Source organism: Halomonas sp. AOP12-B1-6 (assembly GCF_052379225.1).
Taxonomy (GTDB): Bacteria; Pseudomonadota; Gammaproteobacteria; order Pseudomonadales; family Halomonadaceae; genus Vreelandella; species Vreelandella casei.
Map to the genome: position 1 here is coordinate 450,837 of NZ_JBQSYK010000002.1, position 22,879 is coordinate 473,715.

The 22,879-nt window shown below is 55.0% G+C and carries 20 protein-coding genes; 8 read left to right on the top strand and 12 right to left on the bottom strand.

What is annotated here, in order from left to right:
• The 8 genes from ACT3TR_RS07365 (at window position 1) to ACT3TR_RS07400 (ending at window position 9,979) form a co-directional block, all read left to right on the top strand.
• Window positions 1-1,761 (top strand): ABC transporter ATP-binding protein, encoded by a 1,761-nt coding sequence (locus ACT3TR_RS07365; protein ID WP_225734247.1) that lies wholly within the window; start codon window positions 1-3, stop codon window positions 1,759-1,761.
• Complete coding sequence (locus tag ACT3TR_RS07370) at window positions 1,761-2,702, top strand: ABC transporter permease (protein WP_096277266.1); 942 nt, start codon at window positions 1,761-1,763, stop codon at window positions 2,700-2,702. The genes ACT3TR_RS07365 and ACT3TR_RS07370 overlap by 1 nt, the downstream gene beginning before the upstream one ends.
• Window positions 2,702-3,649, top strand: coding sequence for an iron chelate uptake ABC transporter family permease subunit (locus ACT3TR_RS07375; RefSeq protein WP_096277264.1), 948 nt, complete (start codon window positions 2,702-2,704; stop codon window positions 3,647-3,649). The genes ACT3TR_RS07370 and ACT3TR_RS07375 overlap by 1 nt, the downstream gene beginning before the upstream one ends.
• Window positions 3,646-4,422 carry an iron ABC transporter ATP-binding protein gene (locus ACT3TR_RS07380; RefSeq protein ID WP_096277262.1) on the top strand — a complete coding sequence of 259 codons (777 nt, stop codon included), beginning with the start codon at window positions 3,646-3,648 and terminating at the stop codon, window positions 4,420-4,422. Before ACT3TR_RS07375 ends, ACT3TR_RS07380 begins: the two co-directional genes overlap by 4 nt.
• A 47-nt stretch (window positions 4,423-4,469) precedes the next feature.
• On the top strand, window positions 4,470-5,390 hold the full coding sequence (locus tag ACT3TR_RS07385; RefSeq protein WP_444625059.1) for a siderophore ABC transporter substrate-binding protein: 921 nt from the start codon (window positions 4,470-4,472) through the stop codon (window positions 5,388-5,390).
• 241 nt (window positions 5,391-5,631) lie between these two features.
• The gene (locus ACT3TR_RS07390) at window positions 5,632-7,734 is read left to right on the top strand and encodes a TonB-dependent receptor (protein ID WP_275542730.1); all 2,103 of its coding nucleotides are present in this window, start codon (window positions 5,632-5,634) and stop codon (window positions 7,732-7,734) included.
• 317 nt (window positions 7,735-8,051) lie between these two features.
• Window positions 8,052-8,510: a hypothetical protein gene (locus ACT3TR_RS07395; RefSeq protein ID WP_427046900.1), complete on the top strand. Its 459-nt coding sequence runs from the start codon at window positions 8,052-8,054 to the stop codon at window positions 8,508-8,510.
• A gap of 107 nt (window positions 8,511-8,617) precedes the next feature.
• Window positions 8,618-9,979, top strand: a complete 1,362-nt coding sequence (locus tag ACT3TR_RS07400) for a PepSY-associated TM helix domain-containing protein (protein WP_096277254.1) — start codon at window positions 8,618-8,620, stop codon at window positions 9,977-9,979.
• A gap of 103 nt (window positions 9,980-10,082) precedes the next feature.
• On the opposite strand, the gene ACT3TR_RS07405 is transcribed toward ACT3TR_RS07400, so the two are convergent.
• The 12 genes from ACT3TR_RS07405 to ACT3TR_RS07460 form a co-directional block, all read right to left on the bottom strand.
• Window positions 10,083-10,661 (bottom strand): SCO family protein, encoded by a 579-nt coding sequence (locus ACT3TR_RS07405; protein ID WP_096277252.1) that lies wholly within the window; start codon window positions 10,659-10,661, stop codon window positions 10,083-10,085.
• Window positions 10,662-10,688: 27 nt separating this feature from the next.
• Window positions 10,689-11,129: a copper chaperone PCu(A)C gene (locus ACT3TR_RS07410; protein ID WP_096277250.1), complete on the bottom strand. Its 441-nt coding sequence runs from the start codon at window positions 11,127-11,129 to the stop codon at window positions 10,689-10,691.
• A gap of 125 nt (window positions 11,130-11,254) precedes the next feature.
• Window positions 11,255-11,599 (bottom strand): hypothetical protein, encoded by a 345-nt coding sequence (locus ACT3TR_RS07415; protein WP_096277247.1) that lies wholly within the window; start codon window positions 11,597-11,599, stop codon window positions 11,255-11,257.
• Between the two features lie 158 nt (window positions 11,600-11,757).
• Entirely contained in the window at window positions 11,758-12,468 is a 711-nt protein-coding gene (gene urtE, locus ACT3TR_RS07420; protein ID WP_096277245.1) for an urea ABC transporter ATP-binding subunit UrtE, read from the bottom strand.
• Window positions 12,468-13,304 carry an urea ABC transporter ATP-binding protein UrtD gene (gene urtD, locus ACT3TR_RS07425; RefSeq protein ID WP_192535806.1) on the bottom strand — a complete coding sequence of 279 codons (837 nt, stop codon included), beginning with the start codon at window positions 13,302-13,304 and terminating at the stop codon, window positions 12,468-12,470. The genes urtE and urtD overlap by 1 nt, the downstream gene beginning before the upstream one ends.
• Complete coding sequence (urtC, locus tag ACT3TR_RS07430) at window positions 13,301-14,464, bottom strand: urea ABC transporter permease subunit UrtC (RefSeq protein WP_192535807.1); 1,164 nt, start codon at window positions 14,462-14,464, stop codon at window positions 13,301-13,303. Before urtC ends, urtD begins: the two co-directional genes overlap by 4 nt.
• 3 nt (window positions 14,465-14,467) lie before the next feature.
• Entirely contained in the window at window positions 14,468-16,078 is a 1,611-nt protein-coding gene (urtB, locus tag ACT3TR_RS07435; protein WP_192535808.1) for an urea ABC transporter permease subunit UrtB, read from the bottom strand.
• A gap of 104 nt (window positions 16,079-16,182) precedes the next feature.
• A complete protein-coding gene (urtA, locus tag ACT3TR_RS07440; RefSeq protein WP_225734249.1) occupies window positions 16,183-17,472 on the bottom strand; it encodes an urea ABC transporter substrate-binding protein in 1,290 nt (429 codons plus the stop codon).
• Between the two features lie 509 nt (window positions 17,473-17,981).
• A complete protein-coding gene (locus tag ACT3TR_RS07445; RefSeq protein WP_444624861.1) occupies window positions 17,982-19,475 on the bottom strand; it encodes a tripartite tricarboxylate transporter permease in 1,494 nt (497 codons plus the stop codon).
• 53 nt (window positions 19,476-19,528) lie between these two features.
• A complete protein-coding gene (locus ACT3TR_RS07450; protein WP_441686699.1) occupies window positions 19,529-20,011 on the bottom strand; it encodes a tripartite tricarboxylate transporter TctB family protein in 483 nt (160 codons plus the stop codon).
• A gap of 138 nt (window positions 20,012-20,149) precedes the next feature.
• Window positions 20,150-21,148: a Bug family tripartite tricarboxylate transporter substrate binding protein gene (locus tag ACT3TR_RS07455; protein WP_444624860.1), complete on the bottom strand. Its 999-nt coding sequence runs from the start codon at window positions 21,146-21,148 to the stop codon at window positions 20,150-20,152.
• A gap of 273 nt (window positions 21,149-21,421) precedes the next feature.
• Window positions 21,422-22,750, bottom strand: coding sequence for a CitMHS family transporter (locus ACT3TR_RS07460; protein ID WP_441686701.1), 1,329 nt, complete (start codon window positions 22,748-22,750; stop codon window positions 21,422-21,424).
• Window positions 22,751-22,879 lie beyond the last annotated feature (129 nt).

Sequence of the window (22,879 nt, forward strand, 5' to 3'; positions counted from 1 at the left end):
ATGCTCAATCAACTGCTTGGCGACGACACCGCGCTTTTACGTCGCTATCTCGGGCTGGCCATTGTCTATGGTGTGCTAAGCGGTCTGACCATCTTGGCCCTTATTCCGCTTCTCAATTACCTCCTGATCGGCCAACTCAGCGTGGCCACCGCATGGCTGGCAGCGCTGCTTTTCGGCATCCTGGTCTGTTGGGGCGTGCGATGGCACGTGGAGCAGGCAGGCGTCCGTGTCGGCGTCGCCATCTTGCAGTCGGGTCGCCATCGCCTTGGCGAACACGTCGCGCACCTGCCGGTCGGCTGGTTTACCGCGACGAACACCGCGCGACTTAGCCATGCCACCACGCAGGGTATGATGGCGGTGGCTCAGCTTCCTGCCCACGTCTTTACACCGGTAATCAGCGGGCTTGTCACGCCTATCGTCCTGCTTGCCGCGCTGTTGGTGTTGCATACACCGCTGGGCATTGCAGCGCTGGTCGCACTGCCGCTGCTGTTGGGGGTTTTATTACTCACCGCTAAGCTTGCCCGGCATGCCGACAGAGCCTTCCAGCAACACTTTGCCGATACCAGTCAGCGCATGGTTGAGTTCGCCAGTGCCCAGGCCGTCTTACGCGCCTTTAGTGGCAACAACCACAGCACGCGCTTCTTGGAACAGGCCATGCAACAACAGCAGCGTTCGGGAACCAGGCTGGCTTGCCTCTCGGCACTTTCGGCGCTGCTCAATGCCTGGGCAGTACAGACAGTCTTTGCCGTACTGCTGATCGTCACGACCCTGTGGATCAATACGCTTCTAGAAGGATCGCTGACGGCAGCGAGCATCATCAGTGTCATCATTGCGCTGGTACTGGTAAGCCGGTTCGTCGAGCCGCTGCTGGATGTCGCTCAACATAGCGACATTTTGCGCAGTGCAAGAGGGCAACTCGAAGAGATCCAGTCGATTTTCGACGCGCCCCCCTTAGCCGAGCCCACCGCCCCTCAGCCGCCGCGTGACGCCTCCATCGAATTGAGAGCTGTCCGCTTTCGCTATGCGCCGCATGAGCCCGATGTGCTCAACGGGGTTAGCCTATCTATCACGCCCGGTAGCATGACCGCATTGATCGGCGAGTCAGGTTCAGGCAAGACCACCCTGGCACGACTGGTAGCGCGGTTTTTCGATGCAGATCACGGTAGTGTGCTCGTCGGCGGCGTAGACGTGCGCGATATGTCGAGCACCCAGCTGGCGAACCAAGTCAGTCAGATCTTTCAGGAGAGCTACCTGTTTGCTGGCAGCATTGCTGACAATATTCGCTTTGGATGCCCCGAAGCCAGCGATGCCGCACTGATGGAAGCCGCGCGTCTAGCCGGTGTCATCGAGATCGTCGAACGCCTGCCCCAAGGATTGGACACCCCGGTGGGCGAAGCAGGCACCCGCCTTTCCGGCGGCGAGCGGCAGCGTATCGCCATCGCCCGTGCCCTCATTAAGAATGCGCCCATTCTGCTGGTGGATGAAGCGACAGCCGCACTGGATGCGGAAAATCAGGCCATCATTACCCAGGCGCTGGTGCGACTGAGAGGCCAACGTACGCTCTTGGTGATCGCCCACCAACTCTCTACTGTGAGCATGGCTGACCAGATCATCGTGCTAGATGAGGGGCGTATCATTGAGCAAGGCGCGCCCGATGAACTGCTCGCTCAGCAGGGGCGATACGCCACGTTCCTTGGCCAACGCCAAACCGCCAAAGGATGGCGCATCACCCCGGATAAAACGCGAGAAACCTCACAGTGATGCGCGTGTATTTGCCTCTCCTGTTTGTATTGCTGTGCGGGATATCATTACTGGTCGGCGCGCGGCAGATAAGCGGTTACCAACTCATCACCCTGTCGGATGATGCTTGGTTGACGCTGATGGCCAGCCGGCTGCCACGCCTGATTACGGTGTCATTGACCGGAGTGGGCCTCGCGATTTGCGGTGTGATTCTGCAGCATATCGTGCGCAATAAGTTCGTGGAGCCCGCCACCTCGGGTGGGCTTGATGCCGCCAAACTGGGCATTCTCGTATCGCTGCCACTAATGCCTACGGCTGGCGTTGGATCACGAATGCTTGCCGCCCTGCTCTTCTGCTTCGCTGCGAATGTTATCTTTATCGCTATCGTTCGCCGCATCAAGTTCATCAACACGGTGCTGATTCCCGTCATCGGTTTGATGTACGGCGGCGTACTAAGCGCCCTCGCCGAGTTCTACGCCTACCGCCATAACATCCTGCAAAGCATGCAGGGCTGGCTGCTGGGAGATTTTTCGAAGATCGTCCAGGGTCATTACGAAATTATCTACCTTATTCTGCCGGTCGTTATACTCGCCTACGTCTACGCTCATCGCTTCACGGTACTGGGCATGGGCGAAGAGATGGCGACGAGTTTAGGCGTGAACTATCTCGTCACCTCTGCCATTGGACTGATGCTGGTGGCCATTACTGTCTCGGTCACGGTCATCGCCGTGGGTGCCATCCCCTTTGTCGGATTAGTGATTCCCAATCTGGTGGCGCTGTACTACGGCGATAACCTGGCTCGCACTCTACCCGCCGTAGCACTGTCGGGGGCAACCCTGCTGCTGGCCTGCGACATTGCGGGACGCCTGCTGATCTATCCCTTTGAAGTGCCCATCGGCTTAACGTCGGCTTGTGTCGGAGGAGTGCTGTTTCTGATCCTGATTGTCAGGAGGGCACAGTGATGACTATCAAAGCTAGCCACACCGTTTGGGCGGCAGTGATCGCTCTTGCGCTCGCTTTTGTCTTCGTACGCTCCGGTTTCGACTTCGAGTATGTGATCCCGAAACGACTTGAACGCTTGGCCACCATGGTGATCGGTGGCATCTGTGTCGCCTGGTCCGCCATTACGTTTCAGAGCCTTACCGGTAACCGGATATTAACGCCTGCCATCATGGGCTATGAGGCCGTCTATCTGCTGTTTCAGACCTTGTTGATGCTGATGCTGGGCACTCACAGCCTGATGGTACTCGGCGAGCACGGCAACGCCGCACTCTCGATCCTGCTGATGCTTGGCTACTCCTGGACGCTGCATCGCTGGCTGTTTAGAGACGACAGAGACAATGTCTATTTCCTGCTGTTGGTAGGACTGGTACTGACAATGGTCATTACCACGTTCACCCAGTTCGTTCAGCTTAAGATGAGCCCAGGTGAGTTTTCCATTCTGATGGGTTACAGCCAAGCCACTTTCGGTAACGCCAACGCCACACAACTGCTCTACGCCACGCTGATCGTGGCCACGATTTGCCTGGTGGGCCTGAAAAGCCTCCCAATGCTCGATGTGCTCTTGCTGGGCAGAGAGCAGGCCATATCGCTTGGCATCGATTATCGACGCTGCGTGCAGCGCCAGCTCTTTCTGATCGCCGCGCTGGTGGCTGTATCGACCAGCTTGCTTGGCCCTACGGCGTTCATGGGCATTTTCGTGGCCAATACCGCCTATGCGCTTGCCGGGACTTACCGTCATCGGGTCACGCTGCCGTTGGGTTGTGCCATCGCCATTGCCCTTTTCATCCTCGCCCAACTGCTGGTCGAACATCTCTTCAACTACACAACCACCGTCGGCATCCTCGTCAACCTTGTGTGTGGGGCTTACTTCCTTTCGCTGATGGTGCGTAAGCGGGGCGCAGCATGATCACGGTTCAAGACCTTCATAAAACCTACGGCGACCGTTCGGTGCTATCGGCGGTCAATCTCTGCTTTCCATCAGGACAGTTAACGTCCTTGGTGGGCCCTAATGGTGCGGGCAAGACGACGCTGCTGATGATGCTCGCGAGACTGCTTAAGCCCACTCGTGGGGATATTCGACTCGACGGCTCCCAGGTAACGCGCATTCCCATCAGTGAGTATGCCAAGCAGGTGGCCACACTGCGCCAGACGCCTGAGTTCAATCTACGCCTGACCGTCGAGGAGTTGGTGGCCTTTGGCCGCTTTCCCTATAGCCGTGGCACGCTCACTCGGCATGACCATCGTGTGATTGACGACGCCCTGTCGTTTCTATCGCTGACGACACTACGCGGTGCTTATCTGCATGAGCTCAGCGGCGGCCAGCGCCAGATGGCGTTCCTGGCCATGACCATTGCACAGCAGACCGATTACCTACTGCTCGACGAGCCACTGAATAACCTCGATATCAAACATGCCGTTCAGATCATGCAGGCGCTTCGCCGCCTCTGCGATGAGCATGGACGAACGGTCATCCTGGTCGTTCATGACATCAACTTCGCCGCCAACTATTCCGATTACATCGTCGCCATGAAGGACGGGGCCGTGCACTGCGATGGCAACGTCTCCGATGTCATCACCGAACGGCGCTTGAGTGAGCTTTACGGCCTGAAGTTCGACATCGCCCATAACGAACGCGGCTATCTATGTAATTACTTCAAGCCCTCAGGAAACCTGGAATGAAACAATCTCTCAACAACCGCTTGGCACGCTTTCTCCCACTCGCCTTGGTGGCGTTGCTACAAGGGTGCGATCAACCCTCAGCCAATGACATGCCCGCACAGGAGGCCATGACACCGCTCACGATTCACCACGCGCTGGGCAGCACTGTGATCAATCACCGTCCACAACGGGTAGCGGCATTGGACATGAATGAAGTCGACTTTCTGGATCAGTTGGACGTTCCGGTGGTGGGCATGCCAAAGGACTTTATTCCCCATTTTCTGGAGAAGTACCGGGACGACCCGACGATTGAAGACCTGGGCGCTATCGTACGCCCTAACCTTGAGCGAGTGCATCGAGCTAACCCTGACCTCATTCTTATGACGTCATTACAGGCCAACGATTATGACGAGCTGACGCAGATCGCCCCCACGCTGCACTTCGACGTGGATTACCGCAACAGCCAGACCAACCACATTGACGTTGTCATGGATCATCTCATGGATCTTGGGCAGATCTTTGGTAAACAGGCGTTGGCCCGTCAGCGAGTTGCCGAGCTGGCTCATACCGTCGAGGAAGTCAGACGTGTTACCCAGGGCCGCCCTGAGAAAGCCCTTATCCTGCTGCACAATAATGGTGCCTTCCACTCCTTTGGCATGCAGTCACGCTACGGCTTCATCTTCACCGAACTAGGCGTTGCACCCGCCGCACCTGACATTGATACCGGCCTGCACGGCCAGCCGGTCTCTAGCGAATTCATCCAGCAGGCTAACCCCGACATCATCTATGTCGTAGATCGTACTGCCGTGATGGAGCACCGGCCCACCATGAGTGCCGACAGCCTGGCAAACCCCCTGTTACGCCAAACTAACGCCTGGCGAAAGGACCGGGTGGTCTTTGTCGACCCCGAAGCCTGGTATGTCACCGCAGCCAGCGTCAGCTCTCTGGCGATCATCGCGGATGACATTATCGACGGATACCGGAACTAGCGGCTCGTCGTCCCAGAGCACCTAAAAAAAACGTTTTCATCGACTGCTTCATTGAGCCTTTTAACAGTTGCTCAATTGAAGCGGTGTAGTTCCTCTGTCTTTAAAAATGGAGATCGACATGCCCTTACGTTGCCACCACCGCCCCCTACAGCCGACGAGAGCGCCACATTGCGCCTCTTGCTCAAGCCCTTTATCGCTCGTCAGGAGCGCCTTTCCGCTGGCGCTGAGCGCGAGTGCTGCCATGCTGCTTTCCTCACAAGCTCTAGCACAGGCCCAGGAGACCGAGACCCGCAGTAGTACTGCCCTAGCCCCTATCACCGTACACGGAGAAGCGACATCCGTTAACGATACGTATTCCGGCGGCCAAGTCACCTACAGCAATAGGGCTGGTTTTCTGGGTAATAAAGACTTTATGGAGACGCCTTTCAATACCATCAGCTATACGGACCGCTTCATCCAGGATCAACAAGCTCAGAATATTACCGATGTGATTGCAGCGACTGATCCGAGTGTCTTCAGCAACGGCGTCACCAGTGCCTGGAGCGAAACCTACTCGATCCGTGGTTTTGACGTCAGCACACGTGACGTAACGTTCGGCGGTCTGGCCGGTATGGCCCCTTACTACCGCACGTCCCCAGAAATGTTCGAGCGCATCGAGGTGCTCAAGGGGCCTTCGGCACTACTCAGCGGGATGCCACCAGGTGGCTCCGTTGGTGGAGCCATTAACCTGGTTCCCAAGCGGGCTGGCGATGAACCGCTGACGCGTTTCACCACCACGTATATGTCCGACGCTCAGCTTGGCGGGCACCTTGATGTCGGCCGACGCCTGGGTGACGATCAGCAGTTTGGCGTTCGCTTTAACGGCGTATACCGCGACGGCGAGGGTGCTGTGGACAACCAGAAACCAAGGGTTCAAATGGGCTCTCTAGGGCTGGACTGGCGCGGTGAGCAAGCTCGACTGTCAGCTGACTTGTACAGTGCTGACGACCATATTGATGGCCCCGCTCGAGGTATCAACCTGGCCCCAGGCCTGGCAGTTCCAACGCCTCCCGACTCCGATACATTGATCAATCCGGACTGGGCCTTTGCCGACACACGAGACAAGGGCGCCATATTGCGTGGCGAATTCGACTTTACCGACGAGATCATGGGGTACGCGTCAATGGGTCGAAGCGAAACGAACTACACCTACAACGGTGCCATGTTAGCCCAGGTGCTTGATGATCAAGGCAACTATCGCACAAGCATTGGTCAGCTCGCCTTCGATGTCGAGAAAACATCGGCGGAAGTTGGGCTTCGCGGCCATTTCCAGACCGGCGCCGTCAGCCACGCAATTAGCGTCAATGCCACCCATTACGAGCATGAGCAGCACGACTACGGCCGCAGAATTGTCCCCGGTGCGGACTGGGTCACCAACCTATACGATCCGCAGTGGGGCGCCGCTGCCGAATTCATCACGCCGCACATCATGCATACAGAGCTACGCTTAAACAGCTACGGCTTGGCAGACACGCTCTCGTTTGCCGATGATCGTATACAACTGACGCTCGGCGCCCGACGCCAGGAGGTAGTGAGCGATGCCTACAGCGTGGCAACCGGCGAACGTATCTCCCGCTATGATGAAAGCGCGGTCACCCCCGCCGCAGCACTACTCTTCAGAGCCACCGACCAGGTATCGCTCTACGCCAACTATATTGAGGGACTCAGTCAGGGGGCCACAGCACCTATGAGTGCCGCTAACGCGGGTGAGGTGTTTGAGCCTTACACGACTAAACAGAACGAGGTTGGCGTGAAGCTTGATCTGGGTGATTTTTCACACACGCTTAGCCTGTATGAAATAAAGCGGCCCAGCAGCTACACCGATCTGGTCACCAATACCTTCTCGGTTGGGGGCGAGCAGCGGAACCGTGGAGTAGAGTGGAGCTTCTTCGGCACTCCTATCAGCAACCTGCGCCTGATGGGTGGCATCGCCTATGTCGATCCTGAAATCACCCGCGCCGCGAGCGATGAAGAGCAAGGTAATCAGGCAACCGGCGTACCGAACCTGCAAGCCAAGCTAGGCACTGAATGGGATCTGCGCGCAGCACCAGGGCTGACACTGACCGCTAATGCCACCGCAATGTCAGAGCAGTACATTAATAGTGACAACTCCCTATCAGTCCCCGGACACACTATTTATGACGTTGGCGCACGCTACGCCTCTAACCTTTCCGGCTATCCACTCACACTGCGTGCCACTGTTAACAATGTGACCGATAAAACGTACTGGGCAATGCCTCAACTCTCAAGCCTCGCATTAGGCGCCCCCCGCACCTTTATGTTTTCGGCCTCACTGGACTTCTAGACAGCTTTAACAAGCGATGCTGATGCCATAACAGCTACTGTTGTCCACTACTGATTTTCACTGCTGTTTTTCACTACTAACCTCGTAAAACATCCCCCCTACGCCCGTCGAGCGGGCGTAGGGGGATAACTTCAACCGTCATTGTGCCCCATGACGCAGGTGCACTGCAGGCAACTCCGAACCCGGCCCAATAGTTCCCTACCTGGCAATGGTTATCACAACGTGGCAATTGACCGCACAACTGTCACTCTCTCATCAGCTAAAATCCTAGAATCTATATAAAAAACACAACACGGCCAACAAAGCGTATCGAGTAAATGTATTTATCACGTTCAGTAGGGACTCTTTGGTATCGCATGGCGCTTTTTATGGCGTTTGTGGCGATGCATCTCCTATTGGGCGGGCCGCTGATTTCGCAGTACCAAGCCGGTGGTCAACATCACGCTAATCACGGCACTCACCACCCACCTAGCCACCCATCTAGTCACCATGGCGGGGGCCATCATCAACACGCGGCGCCGCAAGCAAGCACTGACCACCACCATCATGCGGGCCAGGCTGAAACAGTAGAGCCAATATTTAACTGGTTTCATCAGTGTGGCTACTGCGCTGTCTGGCAGCAGTTTCCGACCACCCAAGCCTTGCTTCCCGCGATCGGCCAGCAAGCGTTCATCACCCATGAACGACTGCTGTCGCAACCGGCTCAGGGCACGCAGTCCTGTGATACCTACCCTCACGCACTTACTCGCGCACCGCCGTTCTCGCAACCTGTATAGCCCATTTCTCTTCGTCCTATCAGCCTAAAGATCGCTTTTGGCTGACGGCTGCTTATGCAAATTCAATTGGCGCTTAGCGAAACAAGCTAACGCGTCAGGAAACGATGATGTCGACGACTACCTCTTCCCCACAGGCTGGGCGCAAAGCCTCATTAGACCTGTACCGCGCCGTCTGGCGCTGGCATTTTTATGCCGGTCTTTTAGTGTTGCCCTTTATGATTATCCTGGCGATCACCGGCGGGCTATATCTTTTCAAAGACGAACTGGATGCACTGATACACGCTGACGTGAAGCGCGTGGCCGTTCAAGAGGCGACGCTCCCTCCCTCTTCGCTGGTAAGTGCGGCCCTGACAGCACACCCCGGCACCGCTGTAAAATTCACTGATCCCGCGACGCCGGAAAGCTCGGCAGAAATCACGGTTAATACAACCGCGGGCGAGCGATTAGCGGTTTACGTCGACCCGTATACTGCCCATGTGCTGGGTGCGCTGGATGATCGCGGCACGGTAATGTGGACCGTTCGCTATTTGCACAGTTTGAAATACTTTGGCCCTACGGCGCGCAAACTGATTGAAATAGCCGGCGGCTGGTCAATTCTGCTGGTGCTCACCGGCATTTACCTTTGGTGGCCACGGCGTAAAGGCGCGGGCGGTGTGATTAGCGTGCGCGGCAAGCCCCAAAAACGCGTGTTCTGGCGCGATCTGCATGCCGTGCTGGGTATTTTTGTGGGCGGGTTTATCGTCTTTCTAGCCATTACCGGCATGCCCTGGTCAGGCGTATGGGGCGCGCAGGTTAATCAGTGGGCTAACGGTAACAATTTCGGCTATCCAGCCGGTGTACGGGTGGAAGTGCCCATGTCCGAGGCACGTTTAAACGAGCAAAGTCTGACGAGCTGGTCACTCGAACAGGCACAAATTCCAACATCCACGCACTGGCCAAGCCAGACAACGAGCATTGGCCTTGACGGTGCTGTCACCATCTTCGATGAATTGGGATTGCATCACGGCTATGCGGTCAGCCTGCCGGCCACGGAAACCGGGGTGTACTCCGGCTCGGTCTACCCCAATGATCTTAGCCAACAGCGCGTAGTGCATCTGGACCAGTACACTGGCGAGCGCTTGATCGACATGAGCTACGCCGACTACGGGCCCATGGGTCGCTGGCTGGAATTTGGCATTAACGTGCATATGGGCCAGCAGTTTGGGTTATTTAATCAGCTGCTGTTTCTGGCCGTCTGTATGGCGATTATCTTGCTGGCGGTATCGGCTGGCGTGATGTGGTGGAAGCGCCGTCCCTCGCGCGCGATGGGCGTACCGCCACTACCGGCTGATAAACGCGTTTTCCGGGGGTTGATTGCCATTTTGGCAATCGGTGGTCTGCTATTTCCGCTTGTCGGCGCGTCGCTGATCGTTATGCTGCTGCTTGATTGGCTAATTGTGCGTCCAAGACAGGAAAAACGACTAGGCTAAGCTCAATAACGCTCCGGCCCTTATGCTATCACTAGCATAAGGGCCGGAAGGTATTTCAACATGTGCCTTAGCAACCACGTCTGGCGTGGTTAAAAACGCATTATCAGGAGCCTGAAGCCAAGTTCTTAAGGTCAGCAACAATAGACGTCATCGAATCACTGTCGCGGATCATGAATTTTGCTTTACCGTGGCGATCAAACGCAAAAACGGCGCTGGAGTGAGTGACCTCATAGTTGCCGTGCTCATCCTTTTCGCCGTATTCGTAGGCAATACGATATCGGTTAGCGACCGCGTCTATATCCGCTCTGTCGCCGGTCAGGCCGATAAACTCGGGCCCAAACGCATCGGTATATGTTTGCAGCACGCTGGGCGTGTCACGCTCAGGATCAACCGAAATAAACAACACCTGTAGATTGTCCCGATCACCCTCCTCCAATTGCCGTATGGCTGATGCAACGGTTGCTAGCATGATAGGGCAAACATCAGGGCAGTTCGTAAAGCCAAAGTAAACCAGCGTGGCTTTATCGGCATAGGCTGTTTCATCGACGGCCTCGCTATCTTCATTGACTAAATCAAAATCAAGTTCCGGCAGCATGTCGGAGACGTCGTTAGTGCGCCAACTTTCGTCGCTACATCCTACTAGCAACAATAGCCCGATAAACAAACATAGCCTTTTAATCATCGCTAAACATCCATCACAAGAACTGTCTTACATTGATCCGGGAGCAACGACGGTGAAGGTAACCGGCAGCTCTGGCTGATTTTCAAAGTGAAGCAGCACATCCACTTCATCGCCTTGCTCCAACGGTTCAGCTCTGTGCATGAACATAAGATGATAACCTTTGGGAGCAAAGGCAAAACTCTCACCAGGCGCGACGTCGACTTTTTCAACAGACTCCATGCGCGCCATATCATTTTCAGTGGTGCTAACGTGCATTTCGGTCATATGAAATGCAGCGCTTTCTGCGCCCACCAAGGTGAGCGGTTCATCACTTGTATTGGTAATATTAAAGTAGCCAGCACCAGGTGAGTCGCCGGGCAATAGACTCAGCCTCGCGTCGGTGACTTCAGGTTCAGCAGCCTGCACGCTGCCTGCCGACAGCGCTAACGCTAAGAGTCCCCAGACTGCTTTAGTACGCATGTTTAGCATTTTAACTTCCCCTTATTGTTAACGTTAAGTTGTGGACAGCAAGGTATTAACCGCCTGATTAGACACTCATTGACAACTCAGCAGACGCCGTCATGGTCTAACCAAGCGTTAGTCAATAAGCGCTATTAACACAGAGAGCCAAGGCTACAGTTCGACTTATATCGACGCGAATTAATATCGAGCACGAGGTCGTGGTTAGTCGTGTCATAAAAGAAGGGCGCAAAACCTTTTTCTGCTGACGGCGTTTTGTACAGGCCGCACACACCGTAACCGTAGTTAACACTCTGCAAATACTGAAGCTCCACGTCATCAGGCGTTTCAAGCGCTGTCGCCGTCGCTAATGCTCGCTGAATATCACCTTCTTGGTTTTGATCAGACATCGCCTGACTGCCAAAGATGAGCCCGCCCAAAATGACAATGGCGGTAAGGGGAATGGCGACAAGCAGTATGAAGGGACGGTTTTTACGCATAAGTGGGCTTTTTAACAGTAGTCCGCATTGAGGTTAACGTCATTGACAATGACTCTAGCGGTTGCAGGCCTATTTATCCATTGAGAGTGGCCAATTGCGCCAATCTGCCACACCCAATGGAGCGCTACTAGACTATTTCAAAGGCCTCGTTCAGCATGTTATACCGTCAAATGCTGTTTAATCAGCGCGTTAGAAAGCTCACTGATCTCGCCTTTGGCGACCGGCCGACCGCGGTCCATGATCACGAAACGGTCGGCGTACTTGCGGGCGAAGGGCAGCTTCTGTTCGACCAGTAGCACCGTCAAACCATCCTCATTGATCAACTGACGAATAACCTGGCCAATTTGCGCGACGATATTGGGCTGAATGCCCTCCCCCGGCTCATCCAAAATGAGCAGTTGGGGTGCAATCACCAGCGCGCGGCCGATGGCGAGCTGCTGCTGTTGGCCACCGGAAAGGTCGCCGCCACGCCGGTGTTTCATTTCTTTCAGCACGGGGAACAGCTCGTATATCCGTTCGGGGATTTTCTTCAGCCCGTCCCGACGCGCCGCTAAGCCGGTGCGCAGGTTTTCTTCCACGGTCAGTAGCGGAAAAATCTGCCGCCCCTGGGGCACATAGCCAATTCCCAGTCGCGAACGCGCTTCCACGGCTTTTTGGGTTAGTTCGATCTCACCCGCCTCTCCGCGTGTGTAGCGTAACGCACCGCTTTTCACCGCGACTTCGCCCATCACTGCTTTCAACAACGTGGTTTTACCCACGCCGTTGCGGCCCATCACGCAAGTACACTGGCCGGCGGGCACATCAAGGTCTAAATCCCAAAGGGTGTGGCTTTCGCCATAAAACTGGTTGAGCTTTTCAATGGCTAACATCAGGCGGCCTCATCATCATCAGCACCCAAATACACTTCGATCACTTTGGGATCACTGGATACCTGATCCATGGTGCCTTCCGCCAGCACGCTGCCCTGATGCAATACGGTGACTTGGCGGGCAATCGAGCGTACAAACCCCATATCATGTTCCACGACGACCACGGACTGCTTGCCAGCAAGCCCCGTGAGCAGTTCGGCGGTGCGCTCCATCTCCTGCTCAGTCATGCCGGCGACTGGCTCGTCCACCAGCAGTAAGCGCGGGCGCTGCATTAATAGCATGCCGATCTCTAACCACTGCTTCTGGCCGTGGGAAAGGATACCCGCAGGCTGGTGGCGTAGCGCCGTCAAGCCGATGGTTTCCAGCACTTCATCGATGCGGTCTTTAATCTCACCGGTCATGCGGGCGGTGAGCGTGGGAAAAATGCGCTTGTCCGCCGACATGGCAAGCTCCAGGTTTTCAAACACCGAGAGCGCTTCAAACACCGTGGGCTTTTGAAACTTGCGCCCAATACCTAAGCTTGCGATATCTGGCTCGTTCATATTAAGCAGGTTATGGCGGCTGCCAAACCAAACGCTGCCGCTATTAGGGCGAGTTTTACCGGTGATAATATCCATCATGGTGGTTTTACCTGCGCCGTTAGGGCCGATAATGCAGCGCAGCTCGCCATCATCAATGGTCAAATTGAGGTTATTGATCGCTTTAAAGCCATCGAAGCTAACGGTGACATCCTCCATATACAGGATAGGACCATGGCGCACGTCCACCGGTGAATCCTGCGGCACCATAAAGTCGAACACCCGATCACGCTGAGTTAGCGATTGCAGCAAGCTCATGCGGAAGCCTCCTTGGGCGCGGTGGGTTTGGCGGTATTATCGTCGCGCTTACGCCGCTTGATATGGCGAAACAGCCCCGCCACACCCTTGGGCAGAAATACCGTGACCAATACAAACATCGCCCCTAGCGCAAACAGCCACGCATCCGGCATGACGCCGGTAAAAAACGTTTTGGCGTAGTTGACTAAAATAGCGCCAATCACCGCGCCATAAAGCGTAGCGCGACCGCCTAGGGCCACCCACAGCACAATTTCGATAGAGAAAATGGGTGAAAACTCGCTGGGGTTAATGATTCCCACCTGCGGCACATAGAGTGCCCCCGCCAAGCCTGCCAACATCGCCGACACCACAAACACAAACAGCTGAAAGCGCTCGACTCGGTAGCCAAGAAAGCGCGTACGTGCTTCGGCATCACGCGTGGCGATACTGACCCGGCCCAGTTTGCTGGTCACTATGGCACGGCACAGAATATAGCCCAGACCCAGCGCAACCCCGGTGGCGATAAACAGGCCCAGGCGCGTATCGTTGCTGCGCAGGTTGTATCCCAGCAGTTCGCGAAAGTCGGTTAAGCCATTGTTACCGCCAAACCCCATCTCATTGCGAAAGAACGCCAGCATTAAGGCAAACGTTAAAGCCTGGGTAATGATCGACAGGTAAACGCCGGTCACTCGCGAGCGAAACGCCAAGAAGCCAAACACTAACGCTAGCAGCCCGGGGGCCAAGAGCACCATGGCAAAGGCAAACCAGGCCATGTCGAAGCCCTGCCAGAACCACGGCAGGCTGTCCCAGTTTAAAAACACCATAAAGTCCGGCAGCACCGGGTGGCCGTAGGTACCCCGATCACCTATTTGGCGCATCAGGTACATGCCCATGGCATACCCGCCAATGGCAAAAAAGGCGCCGTGCCCCAGGCTCAAAATACCCAGATAGCCCCACACTAAATCTACCGCTACCGCTAGCAGCGCATAGCTTAGGTACTTGCCGAACAAATTGACCGTATACGCCCCCACATGCAGTGGGTTTTCTGGCGGCACCGCCACATGCAGCAGCGTCACCAGCACCAGCGCGGCTAATAGTACCGCTAGAAAAATCTGCGTAGAGCGCTCGCTGAACGGACGTGTTAGCCAAAAATTGGTCGATGCTTCGGTCGTCAATGACATCGCTTAGCCCTCCGCAGCCCGGCCCTTCTGCGGGAAGAGTCCACGCGGGCGTTTTTGAATGAATAGGATGATAAAAACCAAGACGATAATTTTGGCCAGCACTGCGCCCGCCCAAGGCTCTAATACCTGATTAATAATCCCCAGCGATAGGCCCGCCACCAGCGTCCCCCAGAGGTTTCCGACGCCGCCAAACACCACCACCATAAAGGAGTCGATGATGTAGTTTTGCCCCAGGTTAGGGCCGACGTTGGTCAACTGGGAAAGCGCGACACCGGCCAAGCCGGCCACGCCCGAACCCAGTGCGAAGGTCATAATATCGACACGGGTAGCGCGAATGCCCATCGAGCGGGCCATGGCCCTATTTTGCGTCACGGCGCGCACATCAAGCCCTAGCCGTGTGCGGCGCATAATCAGCATCAGCCCTGCAAAGACTACCAGCGCAAAACCGAGCACCACCATACGGTTAAGCGTGAGAGACAGCGCATCATTGATCACTAAAGAGCCGCTCATCCATTCAGGGGTAATCACCGTGCGGTTAAGCGGCGAAATAACGGTGCGCACCAGCTGCTGCAGAATCAGGCTGATACCAAAGGTCGCCAGCAGAGTTTCCAGCGGACGGCCTTTCAAAAACTGAATAACGCCACGCTCGATAGCAATACCCGCTAACGCTGCGACCATAAAGCCCGCAGGAATAGACAGAATCAGCGCCAACCCAGGCTGGCCGGGCAGCAGCTGCTGCATTCCCCAGGTGGTATAAGCGCCCAGCATCATCAGTTCACCGTGGGCCATATTGATTACGCCCATAACACCAAAGGTAATCGCCAGACCAATGGCTGCCAGCACCAGCACCGAGCCGAGACTTAAACCGAAGTAGAGCGTTTCCAAGCCTCGATTAATCTTAAGATTTTGTTCAATGCTGCCCAAAGCGCTCGCCGCTGCGTCTGCCACAATAGGATCATCCCCGTTCACGGCGCGGCTTAGCGCGACTCGTGCGCGAGGATGCAAACTGCCACGCAGCGCTTCAACGCCCGCCAGCTCACCGCTTTCCACTTGGTAGATCGCTAACGCTTGGGAAAGCCTGCGGACAACCTGGCTATCCTGCTCGTCGGCAATCAGTTCACTGAGCGGCTCAGCCAGCGTTTCGTCCACTTCGCCCAATAGCCGTTCTGCCGAGCGGCGGCGACGCTCAACGTTAGGTGAGTAAAGATCAACCACGGCGATGGCGCTACGCAGCTGATTGCGCAGCGCGTTATTTATGCCGATACGATCTAAGTCGCGGCGCGACATCTGGCCCAGCGCTTCGCCCGTTAGTACATCGGCAACCGGCCACTCGCGGCCGCTGTTGTCGAGCACCAGCACTATTTTGCCATCGTCGGCACTCTGTAAGCGGCCATCCAATAGCGCCTGCAGCCAATCGCGGGCGCGCTCATCATCGCTTTGCAAAATAGCGGTGATGGCGTCGCCTTTGGCGCTATATGATTCAACGTCCAGCGCTTCTAGCAGCTCAAGGGCGGCGGCGTCAGCGTTAGCGGTAGAACTCGTTTGGGCTTGCGAGGTGACTGTGATGCTAAACAACAGCAGGCACAGTAGCCCTAAGGAAAGGAAACGCCTCATGGGGTTCTTCCTTTGGTTATTTAAAAACGGTTATCTGAGAGGAAAAGGTAGCGTGCTCCTCTACGCCTCACTTTTCAGTCAGGCGTAGAGGGAGGAAATCATCGTTATTCTGCGAGGGCCGCTTCGGCTTCTTCTACGGCGGTACTGCCGCCGCACGAGCCGTTCACGACGTTAAAGTTGCCGCATTCCATCGGCTTGCGCCAATCGGCAATCAGGTCACGCGAACCGGGTAAGTAATCCGACCAAGCATCGCCGGCCACGGTAGAAGGCGTCTGCCAGACAATATCAAACTGGCCGTTATCCTGAATTTCACCAATCAGCACCGGCTTGGTGATGTGATGGTTGGGCATCATCGCCGCATAGCCACCGGATAGATTCGGCACTGTCACGCCAATAATCGCATCTTTTACGCTGTCGACATCGGTGGTGCCTGCTTTACGAACCGCTTCTGCCCACATATTAAACCCAATATAGTGTGCTTCCATCGGGTCATTGGTCACCGCCTCTTCGTCGCCGGTGTAGTCGATCCAGGCATCGATAAAGTCATAGTTGTCATCATTATCGACGCTCATGAAGTAGTTCCAAGCGGCTAAATGACCCACCAGCGGGCTCGTATCGATACCGGTAAGCTCCTGTTCGCCCACGGAGAAGGCGATGACCGGAATGTCAGCGGCATCGATGCCCTGGTTAGCAAGCTCGGTGTAGAACGGCACGTTGGCATCGCCATTAATCGTTGAGATGACGGCGGTACGCTTACCCTCTTCGCCAAAACGGCTCAGCTCAGACACGATATTCTGCCAATCGGAATGACCGAATGGCGTGTAATTGACCATGATGTCTTCGTCGGCGATGCCATACTCATCTTTGAGAAACGCCTCAAGAATCCGGTTAGTCGTGCGCGGATACACGTAGTCGGTGCCGATCAGCGCGAAGCGTTCGATACCCACTTCGTTGATTAGATACTCAACGGCAGGAATCGCCTGTTGGTTAGGCGCCGCACCGGTGTAGAAGACATTTTCGGAGGACTCTTCACCTTCGTACTGCACCGGGTAGAACAGCAGGCCGTTGAGTTCTTCCACGACGGGCAGCACGGCTTTACGGGAAACTGAGGTCCAGTTACCGAAAATAACGTCAACTTCTTCCTGAGCCAGCAGCTCACGGGCGCGTTCAGCAAACAGCGGCCAGTTAGAAGCAGGATCAACGACAACGGCCTCTAGCTGGCGACCTAACAGGCCACCTGCTTCGTTCTGCTGTTCAATCAACATTTCGACGGTGTCTTTAAGAACGGTTTCGCTGATCGCCATAGTGCCGGAGAGCGAGTGCAGAATGCCGACCTTAATCGGGTCTTCGCTCTGATCAGCATCTTGAGCGATGGCCTGGGCGCTGGCCCCCATCACGGCAGCGGCGAGCAAGGCAGTCGCAAAGCGACCAGGCGAGCGGGTTGCGCTCAGGTGTGTCGAGCGAGCGCTTGTGTTGTATGGCAATGTGATCACTTGAACCTCCTTGCACCCCTTATGAGTGGGGCTTGTTAATTGGCGTCGCATTCAGGGCCGCGGTGTTAGCTCCTCCCTAATACGTCCACTAGCTATTAACACATGCAAGGGGTGCGCCAGATCGGCACAACACTTATTTACAGTCATTTATTCAATGACTTATTGATACTATAAAAAACCATAGCTTAGTCAAATGCACCAACATTAAGCACGGCGCCCGAACTTAAGCACGCTATCAATGCACCAATTAAGCCCCTTGCACCAATCGGGTACTTACCGGACGCCGATACACAACAGCAACGCTAAGCTCACTATCTGGTTACAAAGCCAATAAAAGCGTGAGATACAAAAAAGGAGCCTGGGTATCCCCAAGGCTCCTTATTAATCATCCAAAACGTACCGCTAATGAGTTACACAGAGGCACTTTTCTTGCGGCGTTTTTTCAGTAGCGGTAAGCCAAGCGACAGTAAGGCAACCAGCAGCAGCCCCAGCGCAATCGGCTTATCGATGAAGGTTGTCCAATCGCCACCCGAGATTTGCAGCGCACGGCGCATGGACTCTTCCATGATATTACCCAAAATCAGCGCCAGGATTAGCGGCGCCGCCGGGAAACCAAACAGGCGCATTCCCAGGCCAACCAAGCCAAAGCCCAACAGCAGCAGCAGATCAAACACGCTGAAGCTCATGCCATAAACGCCGATCATGCAGAAGATTAGGATGAGTGATAACAGCAATGGGCGGGGCATATCGAGAATTTTGGCGATATAGGGAATCAGCGGCAGGTTAAGCGCCAGCAGGAAGATATTGCCGATATACATACTGGCAACCACGCTCCAGAACACGTCCGGGCGCTGCTCAAGCATCATGGGGCCAGGGTTCACGCCCATTACCAGCAGCGCACCCAGTAGCACCGCGGTAGTACCCGAGCCCGGCACGCCTAGCGTTAATAGCGGTACAAAGGAGCCGGTACAAGCAGCGTTATTGGCGGCTTCTGGTGCCGCAACGCCCTTGATATTGCCCTGTCCAAAGGTGTGGCCATCTTTAGCAATACGCTTTTCCATACTGTAGCCCAAAAATGAGCCGATGGTTGCGCCCGCACCTGGCAGTACGCCGGTAAAGAAACCCAGTACCGAGCTACGGCCAATGGGGCCAGCGATCTCTTTTACTTCACTGCGAGTCAACTTCAGCGAGCCAATCGCATTACGCGGCACTTCTTTGCCACCGCCGCCGCGCAGCAGCATATAAAACACCTCGGCAAGCGCGAAAATACCCAGCGCTACGACAAGGAAATCAATGCCATCGAGAAGCTGAATGGAGCCAAACGTATAGCGCTCGGTGCCGGTCTGCATATCGATACCCACAATCGAGATAATCACCCCAACCACGGCGGCAATGAGCCCTTTGACCAGAGACTTATCCGACAGCGAGACCACGGCGGTTAAGCCCAGCACCATCAGTGCAAAGTACTCAGAAGGGCCAAAGCTGACGGCCACTTTCGACAACAGCGGTGCGATCAGCATTAAGAAAATAACGGAAACAGTGCCGCCGATAAAGGAAGCGTAGGCGGCAATCGCCAGCGCTTTGCCCGCTTGCCCTTTTTTAGCCATCGGGTAGCCATCAAAAGAGGTCGCCACCGTGCCCGCCACGCCGGGGGCGTTGAGCAGTATCGAAGACGTAGAGCCGCCGAAGATGGCGCCGTAATAAACCCCCGCCATTAAAATTAAACCTGACGAAGGCTCCATGGCAAAGGTAATAGGAATCATAAGGGCAAGTGCGCTGATAGGGCCTAAGCCCGGCAGCATGCCGATAATAGTGCCGGCGAATACGCCAGCAAACACGTAAGCGATATTGATCGGCTCAAGCGCGATGCCAAAGCCGTACATCAGATTATTGAAGGCATCCATGGGAATTACTCTCTTAAAGACCTGCTAGCTTAATTTCGACTAAAACGGCTGGTTTAGAAAGGCAGCACGCCAGTGGGTAGATAGACGTCCATCACTCGCGTCATGGTGAGATAAAGCGCTAACACCACCCCCAGTGACGTAGCGAGGTTAACCGTATGGCGGCGGTAGCCGTAGTAAGCCGTTAAACCCACGCAAAGCAGCGTCGAGGCGAGCACGAAGCCAATCGGTACCAGTAAAAATGCATAGGCGGCAATTGCCAGCGAGGTCACGATGACTCGTGCCCAGGGCGTTAATAGCAGCGGCCCTTGTTGTGCCTCTTGATCAATTTCGTCAGCACCGGCAATCGGCGTAGGCTTCTCAAAGAACAGAAAGCCCGACAGGATCAATAAAGAAAATCCTAATACTTTGGGAAACAGGTCTGAATCGACCGGCCGCGGTAGCGGGAAAGTCGGGATTTGCCATGCCATCGCGATGTAGGCGACAGCCAATAGCGCCAATATCAGCGCTAACCACTGATTGGTATTTAAACGAGTCATAGGAATCTCTCCGAAGGAGCCAACGCACCGACTGTCGTTAACAACCCGCTTTAGTCACGGTTTTTAACAAAAAAACAAGTGGTTAACAACAGGGGTGCCCCAGCCGCACTTAGGCGGCTGGGTTATACAGGAGTAGGATTACTGGCGCAGCAAACCAAGCTCACTCAGCACATCGCTGAACTGCTCTTGCTGCTGATCCAGGAAGGCACCAAATTCTTCGCTGTTTTGGTAGGCGTCGATCCAGCCCAGCTGGTCGCTCGCTTCACGCCAGGCGTCGGTTTCAAGCATTTCAGCGAACAGATCTTCGTAGTAAGCCACAGCTTCTTCAGGCATATCCGGCGTGCCCATGATGCCGCGCCAGATATCGAAGGTGTAGTCGTAGCCTTGTTCCTGGTAGGTAGGTACGTCGGCTAAGCCGCCACCCAAGCGCTCTTCAGAGGAAACACCCAGCGCGCGGAGCTGGCTACCTTCACCCAATTGGCCAACTGACTCGCCAGCACCGGTGATGACCGCTTCAATATGGCCGCCCATCAGGTTAGTCATTGCATCGCCGCCGCCCGAAAACGGAATATAGTTGATGTCCGCAGCATCAATACCCGCTGCTGAGGCCAAACCTGCCACAGAGATATGATCCATCGAACCCGGTGCACTACCACCGCCAACACTCAAACGGGGGTTCTCTTTAAGAGCCGCAAACAGATCTTCCAGCGTTTGATACTCAGAGTCTGCCGCGACCAGAATGATCGAGTAGTCGGTATTAATTCTAGCGACCGGGGTAAAGTCGGTGTGGTCATAGCGTGAGGCGCCTGCCAGCGGCACCAAAATCATCGGTGGGCTGGTCGCAAATAGCTTGTGCGGATTGCCGGCGTCGCGCGCCACTTGTGCCCAGGCGACGGCACCGCCACCGCCGGGTACGTTGATCGCGGCGAAGCTTTCATCGGCCAGAGCTTCTTGCTGGATCACCCGCGACATGGTGCGGGCAAGCGTGTCCCAACCACCGCCCGGATTAGCTGGCGCGACGAATTCAATAGAGCGGCTTGGTGTCCACTCTTGCGCCTGTGCGGCGGTCGTCATTCCAGCAAATGCGGCTAGTGGTAGAGCAAATACAGATAAGCGCTTAAGAGTAAGCGAGGTCATGATGGCGTTCTCCAGATCTCAGTGTTGTTGTATGGTTATTTGTATAAATATTGGTCTTATTATGTGATGACACGTCGCGAACGTTAGAAGACCGTGCCCCTGACCGACAAGCTTATGCGCATAAAAGACAAAAAGTTCTTTATGGGCATTTTGTTCATTGTGCTCACTCGCCTTAACCGCGCATTAACGTTGTGACGGCGCATCTTCCAGAATGCGCCGCCTTCCATTGCTACCGGCTTCCCAAATTCAGCTTAGCCGTGAAGCATCCGTGGATCAAACGGCTATCACGCCGAGTAAAACAGCACACATCAATAGTACAATACTCAACCCCCACATCCAGAAGAACGAGTAGCGCAAGTGCTTGTGCATCTCTAGACCGGAGAGCCCTAGCGCCAGCCACACGGCGGGAGCCAAGGGAGATACGAAGGTGCCCACGATGTTACCAATGACCATGGCATAGGCTGTTGAATACGAGTCGATATCAAAGGAGAGACCGATTTGTTCTACCACAGGGAACAGAGCGAAGTAGTAGGCATCCGTACTAAGCAGCAAGTCCAACGGCACACCTAGCACCCCAATAATGATATGCAGATAGTCGGAGAAGGCGCTCGGTAGCACCGTCACCACATCATTGGCGATGGCATTTAACATGCCCGTACCGTTCAAGACTCCCAGGAACAGGCCAGCGGAGATAATGATAGAGGCCATTGTTAAGGCACTCGGCGCATGCGCTTGAATGCGCGCCATTTGCTCTTTAGGCGTACGATAGTTCACCAGCAGCGCCACAGCGACACCCAGTAAGAACGCCAACCCCGCAGGCAATATACCGGCAACCAGAATCGTGATGACGGCAATAGCGATGATGGCATTAACCCAGATCAGCTTTGGTCGCAGCAGGCTGACATCAACATCATTTGAGAACACGCCTTGGGTTAGTGAACCTTCGTCATGCTCCTGGCCCGGCTGAAGCGTGCCGTAGGTTCTTAAAATCCGGCGCTTTTCCAGAATTCCCATAAAAACCGCCAGCGCCAGCATTAACACTACGCCGATGGCCTGAATCTGAATTAGTGGATACCATAATTCGGTGACATCTACATCAAGTACCGAGGCCACTCGCCCCAATGGCCCGCCCCACGGCACCATATTCACGATGGAGGCAGAGCCTGCAATAAGCAGCAATAGTAAGTAAGGATTCATGCGTAGCCGCAGATAGAGCGGCAATAGTGCCGGTATAGTGATCAGGAATGTGGATGCGCCGGAGCCATCTAACTGAGCCACCATGGCAATGAGCACGGTAATCAGAGCGACGGTAATAATATTGCCTCTCGATAGCGCGATCATCTTATTGATCACCGGCTCAAACAGCCCCGTGTCCTGCATGATTCCAAAGAAAATAATGGCGAAAATGAACATTACTGCGACGTTCATCACGGAGCTTAGCCCCGCACTAAAAAACTCGCCTAGATCCGTCGCATCAAAGCCTGCCGCAAAAGCTGCGATTACCGGCGGAATAACCATTGCCACCAGAGGAGAAACGCGCCCACTAATAAGGAGGCCGACGATAACGATGATGGTGATAAAACCAATGACACTTAAGCTCATTCGTCATTAACCTTTTCTTTAATTCTTAAGCTTAATCATCCCTAGCAACGCAGAACACGCGCCCGCCTTAAGTCTCAATAGACTTATTGACGAGCCACATCGCGCTCAGCCACACCAGGTGCATAGCAA